This is a genomic window from Hyalangium sp., from assembly GCF_035629615.1.
Taxonomy (GTDB): domain Bacteria; phylum Myxococcota; class Myxococcia; order Myxococcales; family Myxococcaceae; genus Hyalangium.
Map to the genome: position 1 here is coordinate 1 of NZ_DASPHO010000037.1, position 11,664 is coordinate 11,664.

Here is an 11,664-nt window from a genome sequence, read left to right on the forward strand (position 1 = left end):
GGCGGTGGCAATGGTGGCGGCTGGGGCAACCCGGGCGGCGGCAATGGCAACGGCCACGGCAATGGCAATGGAAACAGCGGCGGCAACGGCCGTCCCCGCGGCGGCAGTGGCTGGGGCGAGAGTGGCCGCAGCAGCTCCTCCTCGCCGTCCGGCAGCGGCACCTCCGCTCCTCCCCCGCGCAGGGGCTCGTCCAGCTCCAGCTCCGGTTCCAGTGTCCGCTGGTAGCTAACCGTCAGCAACGGGACGGTCGCCGGCGGGGTGGCTTGCTTCCCCGCCGGTGCATGGAAATCTTGGCGGGCAGTCATGAAGTCCTCGTGCCTGCTCGCTGGCTGTGCCCTCCTCGGATTGAGCCTCGCTGCCTGTGGCTCCGGTTCCATACCGGACCCCGGCACGCGCACCGAGGACGCCCAGATCGTGGATCTGGACAACCTCCTCATCACCGTGAATGGCCGGGTGGAGCTCCTGCCCGAAGCCTCGCGGCTGCTGTCAGCGCAAGGACAACCTCCTCCCGCACTCGCAGGACTTCCCCTCGTCATCGAAGAGCCCCTACGAGTGGGCGTGAGCGATCCGAGCGCCACCTTCGGCGTCGGCACGCTCTTCGAGGACGGCGGGTTCTCCATCTCCGATATCCCGGTGAGGGACGTCCACTTGAGCCTGGCGGCGAGCCTCGAGCACGAGGGCTTCGTGCGCGCGTCCACCATCGTCTTCGACACCGCCTTCACCGGCTCGCGGCCGCGGACGGATGTCATCGATGCCCGCGTGTGGGCCCTGCCGGTGGCGTTCCACGAGGCGCTCACTCGCGCCGTCGGCCCTGAAGCCCTCCGCGTCCACACGGAGGGCCGTGCTCAGACACTCGTGGAGGCAGGCTTCGTCCTCGGCCGGGTGGTGGATGAGACGGGCAAGCCCATGGCAGGCGCCCGCGTGCGGCTCGATCGAGGTGAGCTGGCAGACCGGATCTACTATCCCTCCGAGGACCTGGCCCACGCCGGCCAAGGAGGCACCAGCGCCCACGGGCTCTTCCTCTACGTCCACTCGGGCGCGGACGCCGAGACGTTTCGTGTGGGCCTCCATGGCACGGAGACGTACGTGTGGCGGAATGCAGGCGCCACACCGGGGCGCGGCCTCGTGATCACCCTCTTCCCGGGCACTTACGCTCCATAGACCCGACGCGGCGCATCCACGGAGTGTCGGCTTTCCACCGACCTGTCACTCGGGGATTGATCCCTCTTCACTTCGAGCGTAGTCATTCTGACTCACAGGGCACTGCGTTCCGGGGGGACCGCGAATGTCCAATGGGTTGCGCTCGAGCAGTGCCCAGATTGGTAGAGGACTCGTGTGGGTGGGGCTCCTGGCCTGCCCGCTCATGGGAGCCTTGGGGCTGCTGGGTTGGAGCTTGGGCCTTATTGACCTGGCACCTCACACCGCGCTGGGTCTCATCCTCTGCGGCGTGCTGCTCGTGCTCCTTGCCACCTCGCTGCTGGACCGCATTCATGAGGACCGTCGCCGCGCGAGCGCCGCCCTCGAGTCCTCCGAGGCGCGGTACCGCGGTCTGCTGGAGACAGCACCGGATCCGGTGGTGGCCGTGGATGAGCACGGCGTGGTGCGCTTCGTGAACGCCCAGGTGGAGCGGGTGTTTGGCTACGGGCGGGAGGAGCTGATCGGCCATGACGTGGCGGTGCTGCTCGCCGAGTCCTTGCGGGACAAGCACTCCCGCTACCTCGCGGCCTACGTGCGCAGCCCGGAGATCCGCTCGGTGGGCCAGGCCGTGCCGCTCCGGGGCCGGCGCAAGGACGGCTCCGAGCTGCCCGTGGAGGTGAGCCTCAGCCCCTGCCACACACCCGAGGGGCTGACGATCACCGCCATCATCCGGGACGTGACGGAGCGCGAGCAGCACCTGGCCCGCCTGCAGGATGCTCGCGCCGAGGCCGAGCGTGAGCGCCTGTTCCTGCAGACGGTGGTGGACAGCGCCCCCGTGGGCATCCTCTTCGTGGATCCCGTGACGGACAAGGTGCGGACCAACGTCGCGCTCACGGCCATGCTCGGCCGTCCCGTCGAGCCTTCGGAGGGCGGAGAGCTGTACCGGGGGAACTTCCTGCACCCGGATGGAAGTGTCGTGAGCCTCGAGGAGTTTCCCTCTACGCGGGCGCTCGTGGGACAGGCGGTCCCCGCCCAGGAGTTCCTGATCGCCCGCCCGGACCGGCAGGTCCCCGTGCTGGCCTCGGCGGCACCCGTGTTCGGGAGCTCCGACACGGTGCGCGGCGTGGTCGTCACCATCCAGGACATCACCGCCCGCCGGGAGCTGGAGCAGCTCCAGCAGGACTACGTGGGGCTCATCTCCCATGATCTGCGCAACCCCCTCCAGGTGATTGCCCTGCGGACCCAGCTGCTGCAGCGACTGCTTCAGGAGAGGGGCCTCACGCGCGAGGCGGCGCTCACCGGGAGCCTGCTCCAGAACACGCGGCAGATGAGCTGGCTGGTAGAGGATCTGCTGGAGAACTCGCTCCTGGAGGCAGGAGAGGTGAAGCTCTGCCTGGAGCCCACAGACCTGGTCCGCTTCCTCGAGGAGGTGCTCGAGCGCGACCTCCCTCCCGACACCCGCGAGCGCTTCCACCTGGAGCTCACCTCCTCCGTACCGCTGGTGCCGGTGGACCCGCCACGCCTGGAGCGCGTCGTCGTGAACCTGCTCACCAACGCCCTCAAGTACAGCCCACCCGACAGCCCCATCGAGATCCGTCTGGAGCAGACCGAGGGGCTCGTGGAGCTCTCCGTCCAGGACCACGGCCTGGGCCTGCTGCCGGAGGATGCCGTGCGGCTCTTCCAGAAGTTCTACCGGACGAAGGAAGGCCGACGGGCGAAGGGCGCGGGGCTGGGGCTCTACATCTGCCGGCTCATCGTCGAGGCGCACGGAGGTGGCATCCGCGTGTCGAGCCAACCGGGTCAGGGAGCTGTCTTCACCGTCGCTCTGCCCTTGAGCGTCCCTGCCCAGGAGAGCTCCGAAGCGGAGCGGGGTGCCGCTTGATGGCATGAGCGTGCTACCAGGGACTTCATGAAACGGCTGGTCCTCGTGGGCCCGGGACACGCGCACCTCTACGTGCTGGAAGCCCTGGCACTCGCGCCGCTGCCTGGAGTGGAGACAGTGCTCGTGTCGCTCGGGGCAAGGCAGCTCTATAGCGGCATGGTGCCGGGCTGGATCGCGGGTGACTATGTGCTGGAGCAGCTCTCCTTCGAGCTCGAGGGGCTCGCGCGCGCCGCAGGGGCCCGGCTGGAGCCTGGTGGCGCGGCGGAGCTGAGGGCGAACTCAAGAGAGCTCCAGCTCGGAGACGGGCGTGTGCTCGGCTACGACGTGGCGAGCTTCGACATCGGCTCGCTGCCCGCGGGCACCGAGCTGCCCGGAGTGGAAGAGCATGCCCGGGTCCTCAAGCCGCTGGAGCGCACGCTCACGGTGCTCACCGAGGCCACTCGCGAGTCCGGTCCCCTGCTCGTCGTGGGCGGCGGGGCCGCGGGCGTGGAGCTGGCCCTCTGTCTCCAGGCCCGCACCGGGCGCCCCACCACGCTCATCGAGCGCGGGGAGGAGGTCCCCCGAGGCATGCCTCGTTCCGCCCGGCGCCTCGTGCGCGGGCTGCTGGCACGGCGGAGGGTGGCGCTGCGCACGGAGGCAACCCTGGTCTCACTGTCGCCCGCTGCCGCCCAGTTGGCATCCGGCGAGTCCCTCCCCTTCACCACCTGTGTGTGGGCCACGGGCGCCCGCGCCCCCGAGCTCTTCGTCCGAAGCGGAGCGGCGGTGGATGCTCGAGGCTACCTCGCGGTGGAGGACACGCTGCGCAGCCCCTCCCACCCGGAGCTGTTCGCCACGGGTGACTGCGCGGGCTTCATCAGTGGCCAGCACGTCCCCAAGGCCGGTGTGTACGCCGTGCGCCAGGGGCCCGTGCTCAGCGCCAACCTGCGCTCGGCCCTCACGGGCCAGGGCCCGCTCCAGTCCTACCGCGCGCAGCGAGGCTTCCTCTCCCTGCTGAACGCGGGAGACGGCACGGCGGTGGGTGCATGGAAGGGGCTCGCCTTTCAGGGCCGTGCCATGTGGCAGCTCAAGGATGCCATCGACCGGCGCTTCATGGCTCGCTTCCAGCGGCTCGCAGGCCAGCGCCCGGGCTCGCGCCAGGCACCGCTCAGCGAGGAGTGAACCACCGCGGCAGCCAGTCGGCGCCCTTCGCCTTCGTGAGGCGCGTCTGCCCCGTGCCATCCGCGCGCATCAGCCACAGATCCGTGTCCCCTTCCCTCTCCGCCACGAACACCAGGTACTTCCCGTCCGGGCTCCAGGTCGGCGCGTCATCCCGCGCCTTCCCGTCCGTGAGCGCCACCGGCTCGCCCCCTTCCACGCTGGCCACCCAGATGCGGCTCTTCCCATCTGGCAGCCGCTCCGCGAAGGCCACCTTCTGGCTGTCCGCGCTCCACGCCAGCTCGCGCTCGTCGAGCTTCGTGGCGGCACCCGACAGCGCGCGCAGCTGCGTCCCATCCGGCCGCACCAGGTAGTAGCGCTCCCGGCCCTCGCGGTTGCTGATGAACGTGAGCCACTTCCCGTCCGGGCTCCAGCGCGGCTCGCGGTCCTCCATGTGGAAGGCAGTGAGCCGCCGCTCGCCCGTCCCGTCCGCGCGCATCACGTAGATCTCTGGATCGCCCTCGCGGCTGGACACGAACGCGATCTCACTTCCATCCGGAGACACGGAGGGCTCGAAGCACCCCTCGCGCACATCCGTCAGGCGCTGCTCCACCGCGCCCGCCTTCGGCTCGAGCTTCACCAGATCGCTGAAGCTCTGCGCATCCGACTCGGAGACCAACCAGCGGCCGTCCGGCGACCAGCTCGCGTTGCGCGCGCGCGCCCGGGGCTCATTGAGCGGCACCGGCGCCGAGCCATCCAGCGGCTGCAGCCTCAGCTGCTCCAGGTGGAGCCCACTCACGGTGCGCGTAGCGATGACGAGCAGCGCCTTGCCATCCGGAGCCGGCGCCGAGGTGTAGTCATCCTCCTCGGGGCTCTTGGTGAGCTGCGTCTCCTCACCCGTCGGCTTCACCAGCCAGACGTCCTTCTGCGTCGCTCGCTCGGAGATGAAGGCGATGACGCCAGGAATGGCCCGCCGCTCCTCCTCGGAGAGCGGACCGGTGCCGGCCGTCCCGCGGCTGCACTTGCTCGCGGGACAACCGGCACCCAGGAGGGCGAGCGCGGCCCACAGCCGCACCCGTCCCAGCCAGGGACGACGAGGTTCGAGGCCCTGGCCCATGGTGCTAGCGGACGCGGATCGCGTCGGCGACGACCTGGAAGCCCGCCCCCGTCCAGCGGCTGACCTGGACCTTGTTCCAGCCCGCCGAGAAGCTCCAGGAGCCCAGCGTGTTCCACTTGCCGCCATTGATCTGCTGGTTCACGTTCACCGTGCCCAGCTTGGTGCCCGCCGCGTTCCACGCGATGAACGGCGTCGTCGTCGAGCGATCCGTGGCCGCCGTCCACCAGGCGTCGATCGTCTTGGTGCCCGCCGCCGGCATGTAGAACCAGAAGGTCGCCGGATCCGAGATGGCCTGCGTGGACGCCACGAAGTAGCCCGAGCCGTAGTAGCCCGCCACGTTCGTGGACGAGATCCAGTTCGCGGAGGCCTCGATGTAGCCCTTGCTGGTGTCGTTGTTGGCGTTGTTGCTGTCGATCACCAGGTCCGTGGAGGTGGTGCCGCAGAAGGAGTTGACCTTGCTGATGTAGCTCGTCCACGGCCAGTTCGGACCCGGGTCCGTGCGCGTGGCCGGCTGGAGCCGCCCGTGCGCCACGATGTGGTAGCTGTCCTTGGGGATGCCCCGGTCACGCGCGATGTCGCACGAGAGTTTCGCCGACGCGTCGATCTGCCCCGCCGGGAAGGACGTCTGGCTGGCGAAGCCGCCGTGCTCGATGCCCACCGAGAAGTGGTTCACCGACACGCCCTGCAGGCCGCACTCCTGGCCACCGTTCAGGTTGCAGTCATAGGAGGCGCCCACGTGCCAGCCGCGGTCCACCTCACGCACCAGCTGGGAGACCTCGCTGCCGCTCTCGTTCACCACGTAGTGCGCCGACACACCCGAGGCCGTGTTCACCAGCCAGCTCCAGCAGCTCGAGTAGCTGCCCTCGCAGGTGTGGATGATGATCATCTTGAGCACGGTGCCCGCGGGCCGGGCGCCGTAGTTGGGCGAGGGCCGCCAGACGGAGGCGGCATAGTCCGGGCCGGCCGCCATGGCGTGCAGCGAGGGCGCGGCAAACTTCGCCTCCACCTGCGTGGGCATGATGGACGCCGTCACCTGGCCGTCCGCCGTCTCCACAACGACGCCGCTGCGCAGCGTGGCGTAGACACCCTTGTGCACGTGCTCGGCCTGCGCGTCCGTGTTCTCGATGCCACTGAGCTTCACCACCGCGGCGGCCCAGGCGCCCAGATCCCCACGGTCGACGTTGAGCTCCTCCGCGTAGGAGGACAGCAGCGCCGCGCCTGCTCGGGTGTTGGCCAGCGCGTCGGTGCGGACTGCCTCGGCGGAGACTCCCACCAGGGCCGCGCCGCGCTCGAGCGCCTCGCCTCGCAGGGCCGTCACGCCGAAGGCCGCCGGCATGCCCTCGAACTCCACCTCACCGCGCACCATCTGCCAGCGCGTCTCCGTGAAAGCCACAGCCTTGAGCAGGTCCGCCGGGACGTTGAACTCGCGGGCGGCCTGGTCGAACAGCGGATCCAACTGGCCGATGGAGCCGTGGTCGACGGCGTCCTTGGCCGCCTCGGCAATGGCGCTGGAGGGGTTCTGCGCGGGCTCCTGGGACTCGGGGCCCTGGGGGCCGCAGGCGGCCAGCGAGAGGGCCGCAGCTGCTGTCGCGAGCACGTTGCGCAACCTGAACATGGATACTCCTTCGGAGGGGGGGCAGGTGAGACGTCGGCTCCACCCTCGTCCGCGAGGGGGCCGGCGCGGACTGATTAGCAGAATTCGAGCCAAACAGGTATCCCTCTGAAGACCTGTAAAGCCTCAGGCTGAGAGTGGAGCATCCATGCTCCAGTCTGTCCTGATTTCATACAATAACTGCCTAAACTTGTTTTACCTATTTCATTGGTCCCCCAAGGAAGCTCGAGTCCTCGGCAGGCTCCCAAGTCCTCGGTCGTGAGGAGGAGCCCTTCGCGGGTGCCGACATCGCGCGAGGGCTTGGGTATGAGGGTGTCACCATGCGCCTCTTCGCCATCGGCGACACCCACCTGCCCTCGACTCGGAACAAGGACATGCACCGCTTCGGGTGGACGGAGCACCCGCTGCCGCTGCAGCGCGCGTGGGACGAGAAGGTGCGCCCCGAGGATGTGATCATCGTCGCGGGAGACATCTCCTGGGCCACGCGAACCACGGAGGTGATGGAGGACTTGAAGTGGCTGGACGAGCGGCCCGGGCGCAAGGTGCTGGTGCGCGGCAACCATGACTACTGGTGGGGAGACTCGGCCTCGAAGCTGCGCAAGCTGCTGGAGCCCTTCAAGACGCTGGAGGGCTTCCTGCACAACAGCGCGGTGGTGATGGGGCCGTGGGTCATCGCCGGCTCGCGGCTGTGGACGGCACCCGAGGCTCCGCCCATGCCTGGCGGGGAGATGGGAGACGAGCCCGCGGACCTGGCCTACGTGGAGCGCGAGACGCGCCGGCTGGCCACCTCCTTCGAGGACGCGCAGAAGAAGGAGAAGCAGAGCCCCACGCCGCTCACGCGGGTGGTGGCCGTGCACTTCCCTCCGCTGTACGCCAACGAGAAGCCCACCGCCTTCAGCGCTCCCATCGAGGCCTTCCGCCCCAAGGTGTGCGTGTACGGACACCTGCACGCGGAGGGCATCGCCGCGGGCTTCACCGGCGAGCGCGCGGGGGTGCGCTACGTGCTGGCTTCTTGTGACGCGGCAAAGTTCTCGCCTGTCTTGCTTGACGAGATGTGAGCGCTGCGCCTGCATTCCTCGGCTCGCGAGAGCGCTCTAGAATCTCCTCACACTGCCTCGGAGTCGGGAAGAGGCAGCGGGGGATGACAGATGCCAGCGAACAAGACGGAGCTCTCGGCTCGCCTCGCAGCGGTTCATCCGGGAGACAGTGCCTTGGGGCTGTTCTTCACGACGGTGTTCCACTTCGTTGAGCAACAAGCAGGGCAGAGCGCCCTGGCGACGCTTCGCACCGGCGAGCTCGCGAAGGAGTACTCCGAGCTGCGCATGTACCCGGTGCAGGACTTCCTTCACCTGCTCTACAACGTCGCGGATCTGCTCGAGGGCAAGCTCGGCTCCGCTGAAGCCGTCTTCCGCGCGTGCGGTGAGACGAGCCTCTCGCGGTACAACTCCGGCCCCGGCCGCTTCATCTTCGGGGTGCTGGTGCGGGGTGATCCGCACAAGCTCTTCTCCATGGCGCAGATTGGCTACAGCACCGCCGTCACGTATGGGCGCCGCGAGTACAAGGCCATCACCCCCAAGTCCGGGGTGCTGCACGCCCAGGGGGACATGATCCCGCCGGCCTACCACGAGGGCATCGTGCTCGGCTCGCTGAAGCTGCTCAACATCCAGGGGCGCGCGCGGGCCCGGCCCCAGGGGATCGATCGCGTGGAGTACGACATCACCTGGAACTGAGGCGCGGGGCCTTGCCTCCCTTGTGAGCAAGGGAGCTCAAGAGGCGTCGCTCCCTCCCTCCTCGCCCAGCGCCATCGTGGTGACGACGCCAGAGTTGGAGCCTCCCCCTTCCTCGCCCAGCGCCAGAGTCGTCATGGGGCGGGGCTTGCCCTTGCCGCCCTGGTCATCCGGGGGTTTCGTGGGTTTACCGGCGATCAGCACGGGCAGCTCATACCGGATGAAAGGTGAGCCTCTGCGGTGACCCGTCATGTTGCCTCCTGGAAAGGGGGGGTGGGTTTCTGACTACCCCTCTGTACGGAGAAGGTGAGTCCTGCTTGCCTGGGGTGGAAGTCTCCAGCCTGACAAGGGGGGAACACCATGCGAATCGGCATCTTTGGCGATGGCGCGGATCCACAGTGCGCCGCAGTGGCCCGCGAGGCAGCGGCACTCGGCGCAGGCGCGCTCATCGTAGACAGCCGCGCGCTCGACGAGGGCAAGCCGCTCTCCATGCACGATGGGAAGACCTTCTACCTGGGCGAGCCCGTGGATGACGTGAAGGGCTTCTACGTGCGCTCGGTCCCCGTGCCCTATGTCCCAGCGATGAAGAAGGACGACTCCCTGGTGCTCTACGAGGACTGGTTCACCACCTTCACCCAGACGCGTGAGCGGGCGGCGTACTTCCTGGCCTGGCTGCTGCAGCTGTCGCACCGGGGCGTCACCCTGGTCAACGGCCCGCACGCGGCCAGCGTGATGCAGCACAAGCCCTATCAGCTCCACGCGCTGCGCAGCCTGGGGGCGAAGGTGCCGCGCACGCTCATCTCGAATGACCCGGTGGCCATCCGCGCCTTCCAGGCCGAGGTGAAGGACGTCATCTACAAGCCCATCCTGGGAGGAGCGCTCACCCGCGCCCTGGACGCCGAGGCGCTGGAGCGGCTGGACGCGGTAGCCGCCTCGCCCGTCATCTTCCAGGAGCGCGTGCCGGGGGAGGATCTGCGGGTGATGCTGGTGGGGGATGAGATCGTCTCCAGCGTGGCCATCGTGACACCGGAGCAGCACCTCGACTTCCGGGATGACCCTGTCTACAGCGGCGGGGAGGCGATGTACCGCGAGGTGGCGCTGCCCGAGCCGGTGCAGCGCTTCTGCCGGGCCGCGGCGAGGGCGTGCGGGCTGACGCTGGCGGGCATCGACCTCAAGCAGCGCGGCAAGGACTTCGTGTTCCTGGAGCTGAACAGCTCGCCCATCTACATGGACGTGGAGCTGAAGATGGGCCACCGCATCAGCAAGGCCATCGCGCGCCGGGTGGTGGAGAGCGCACGCGCCGCGCGGTAGGGCCCCCGGCCCAGAGCCGGGCGCCTACAGCTCCACCTGGGTGCCCAGCTCCACCACGCGGTTGGGCGGGATCCGGAAGAACGCCGTGGCGCTGCGCGCGTTGCGGCTCATCCACGAGAACAGCGCCTCGCGCCAGATCGCCATCCCCGGCTTCTTCGAGGGAATCAGCGTCTCGCGCCCCAGGAAGAACGAGGTGCTCATCAGCTGGAACTGCAGGCCCTGCTCACGGCACTTCTTGAGGATGTCCGGAATGCTCGGGTTCTCCATGAAGCCATAGCGGGCAACCACGCGCACGAAGCCCTGCTCCAGCGGCGCCACCTGCACCCGCTCCTCCGATGTCACGTGCGGCACGTCTTCCGAGAGGATCGTCAGCAGCACCACCTGCTCGTGCAGCACCTTGTTGTGCTTCAGGTTGTGCAAGAGCGCCGGCGGCGAGCCTTCCGGGTTGCCCGTCATGAACACCGCCGTGCCTGGCACCCGCACCGGCGCGTGATCGCCCTGGAGGCCCTCCAGCAGATCCTTCAGGTCCATGCTGGCCGCGCGCAGCTTGGCCCCGAGAATCTCTCGCCCGCGCTTCCAAGTCGTCATCAGCGTGAAGAGCACCACCGCCAGCATCAGCGGGAACCAGCCGCCGTCCGGGATCTTCACCGCGTTGGCGCTGAAGAACGCCAGCTCCACTCCCAGGAACAGCCCCGCCACCGGCAGGGCCACCAGCCGCCGCACACCCCAGCGCTCACGCGCCACCACGTACGCCAGCATCGTCGTCATCATCATCGCGGTGGACACCGCGATGCCGTAGGCCCCCGCCAGCCGAGTGGAGGAGCGGAAGCCCAGTACCAGCACGATGACGCCCACCAGCAGCATGAGGTTGAGGCCCGGCAGGTAGATCTGCCCCTTCTCCTCCGCCGAGGTGTGCACCACCTCCATGCGCGGGCAGTACCCAAGCTGCATGGCCTGCCGCGTGTTCGAGAAGGCTCCGGAGATGACCGCCTGGGACGCGATGGCCGCCGCCGCCGTCGCCAGCGCCACCAGCGGGTAGAGCGCCCAACTTGGGGCCAGCAGGTAGAAGGGGTTGCGCGCCGCCCCCGGGTCCCTCAGCAGCAGCGCCCCCTGGCCAAAGTAGTTGAGCAGCAGCCCGGGCAGCACCATGCTGAACCACGCCCACCGGATGGGCCCCCGGCCGAAGTGGCCCATGTCCGTGTAGAGGGCCTCTCCGCCCGTCACCACCAGGAAGACGGCGCCCAGCACCAGGAAGCCGTGCCACCCATTCTGCATGAAGAAGGACACGCCGTGCCACGGCAGCACCGCGGCCAGCACCGCTGGGTTGTGCACCATCTCCTTGATGCCCAGCGCCGCCAGCACGACGAACCACAGGCACATGAAAGGCCCAAACACGTTCCCGATGCCACCCGTGCCTTGGCGCTGCACGAGGAACAGCCCCAGCAGGATGATCAGCGAGATGGGCAGGAGGTAGGGCTCGAAGAAGTTCGTCGCCACGCTCAAGCCCTCCACCGCGCTCAGCACCGTCATGGCGGGCGTGATGATCCCATCCCCGTACAAGAGCGCCGCACCGACGATGCCCAGCAGCAGCAGCCTCGGGCGCCAGGGGTGAGGCGCCTTGGCCCCCTTCTGTCGCTGCGACACCAACGCCATCAACGCCAGGACGCCGCCCTCCCCTCGGTTGTCCGCCCGCAGCACGAAGACCAGGTACTTCACCGAGACGGAGATGATGAGCGACCAGAAG

The 11,664-nt window shown here is 68.7% G+C and carries 11 protein-coding genes; 7 read left to right on the forward strand and 4 right to left on the reverse strand.

The features are described from left to right. From VD972_RS01675 to VD972_RS01690, 4 genes are all read left to right on the forward strand, one after another. Positions 1 to 225: hypothetical protein (locus VD972_RS01675; RefSeq protein ID WP_324979711.1), on the forward strand; the 225-nt coding region annotated here is incomplete at its 5' end. Between the two features lie 78 nt (positions 226 to 303). Next, positions 304 to 1,161: a carboxypeptidase regulatory-like domain-containing protein gene (locus VD972_RS01680; RefSeq protein WP_324979714.1), complete on the forward strand. Its 858-nt coding sequence runs from the start codon at positions 304 to 306 to the stop codon at positions 1,159 to 1,161. A 172-nt stretch (positions 1,162 to 1,333) separates the two neighbouring features. Then, complete coding sequence (locus VD972_RS01685) at positions 1,334 to 3,019, forward strand: PAS domain S-box protein (RefSeq protein WP_324979717.1); 1,686 nt, start codon at positions 1,334 to 1,336, stop codon at positions 3,017 to 3,019. A 27-nt stretch (positions 3,020 to 3,046) separates the two neighbouring features. After that, on the forward strand, positions 3,047 to 4,177 hold the full coding sequence (locus tag VD972_RS01690) for an FAD-dependent oxidoreductase (RefSeq protein WP_324979720.1): 1,131 nt from the start codon (positions 3,047 to 3,049) through the stop codon (positions 4,175 to 4,177). Here VD972_RS01690 and VD972_RS01695 read toward each other — a convergent pair. Both VD972_RS01695 and VD972_RS01700 read right to left on the reverse strand, forming a co-directional pair. Next, the gene (locus tag VD972_RS01695; protein ID WP_324979722.1) at positions 4,164 to 5,270 is read right to left on the reverse strand and encodes a TolB family protein; all 1,107 of its coding nucleotides are present in this window, start codon (positions 5,268 to 5,270) and stop codon (positions 4,164 to 4,166) included. The two genes, VD972_RS01690 and VD972_RS01695, sit on opposite strands and share 14 nt — an antisense overlap. Positions 5,271 to 5,274: 4 nt before the next feature. After that, complete coding sequence (locus tag VD972_RS01700; protein WP_324979725.1) at positions 5,275 to 6,885, reverse strand: N-acetylmuramoyl-L-alanine amidase; 1,611 nt, start codon at positions 6,883 to 6,885, stop codon at positions 5,275 to 5,277. 317 nt (positions 6,886 to 7,202) lie between these two features. On the opposite strand from VD972_RS01700, the gene VD972_RS01705 reads away from it, so the two are divergent. Both VD972_RS01705 and VD972_RS01710 read left to right on the forward strand, forming a co-directional pair. Beyond that, positions 7,203 to 7,940 (forward strand): metallophosphoesterase, encoded by a 738-nt coding sequence (locus tag VD972_RS01705; RefSeq protein ID WP_324979728.1) that lies wholly within the window; start codon positions 7,203 to 7,205, stop codon positions 7,938 to 7,940. A gap of 90 nt (positions 7,941 to 8,030) precedes the next feature. After that, on the forward strand, positions 8,031 to 8,612 hold the full coding sequence (locus VD972_RS01710; RefSeq protein WP_324979731.1) for a TIGR02265 family protein: 582 nt from the start codon (positions 8,031 to 8,033) through the stop codon (positions 8,610 to 8,612). Between the two features lie 36 nt (positions 8,613 to 8,648). Here VD972_RS01710 and VD972_RS01715 read toward each other — a convergent pair whose 3' ends face one another. After that, positions 8,649 to 8,861 carry a hypothetical protein gene (locus tag VD972_RS01715; RefSeq protein WP_324979734.1) on the reverse strand — a complete coding sequence of 71 codons (213 nt, stop codon included), beginning with the start codon at positions 8,859 to 8,861 and terminating at the stop codon, positions 8,649 to 8,651. Between the two features lie 108 nt (positions 8,862 to 8,969). Here VD972_RS01715 and VD972_RS01720 point away from each other — a divergent pair, with 108 nt between their 5' ends. Next, the gene (locus tag VD972_RS01720; protein WP_324979737.1) at positions 8,970 to 9,920 is read left to right on the forward strand and encodes an ATP-grasp domain-containing protein; all 951 of its coding nucleotides are present in this window, start codon (positions 8,970 to 8,972) and stop codon (positions 9,918 to 9,920) included. A gap of 24 nt (positions 9,921 to 9,944) precedes the next feature. Here VD972_RS01720 and VD972_RS01725 read toward each other — a convergent pair. Further along, the coding region (locus VD972_RS01725; protein WP_324979740.1) for a potassium transporter Kup at positions 9,945 to 11,664 on the reverse strand (1,720 nt) is incomplete at its 5' end.

Excerpts from the sequence above, each read along its gene's own strand:
- VD972_RS01720 (WP_324979737.1), top strand. The coding sequence starts at position 8,970 with ATGCGAATCGGCATCTTTGGCGATGGCGCGGATCCACAGTGCGCCGCA.
- VD972_RS01710 (WP_324979731.1), top strand. The coding sequence starts at position 8,031 with ATGCCAGCGAACAAGACGGAGCTCTCGGCTCGCCTCGCAGCGGTTCAT.
- VD972_RS01705 (WP_324979728.1), top strand. The coding sequence starts at position 7,203 with ATGCGCCTCTTCGCCATCGGCGACACCCACCTGCCCTCGACTCGGAAC.
- VD972_RS01715 (WP_324979734.1), bottom strand. The coding sequence starts at position 8,861 with ATGACGGGTCACCGCAGAGGCTCACCTTTCATCCGGTATGAGCTGCCC.
- VD972_RS01690 (WP_324979720.1), top strand. The coding sequence starts at position 3,047 with ATGAAACGGCTGGTCCTCGTGGGCCCGGGACACGCGCACCTCTACGTG.
- VD972_RS01680 (WP_324979714.1), top strand. The coding sequence starts at position 304 with ATGAAGTCCTCGTGCCTGCTCGCTGGCTGTGCCCTCCTCGGATTGAGC.
- VD972_RS01695 (WP_324979722.1), bottom strand. The coding sequence starts at position 5,270 with ATGGGCCAGGGCCTCGAACCTCGTCGTCCCTGGCTGGGACGGGTGCGG.
- VD972_RS01700 (WP_324979725.1), bottom strand. The coding sequence starts at position 6,885 with ATGTTCAGGTTGCGCAACGTGCTCGCGACAGCAGCTGCGGCCCTCTCG.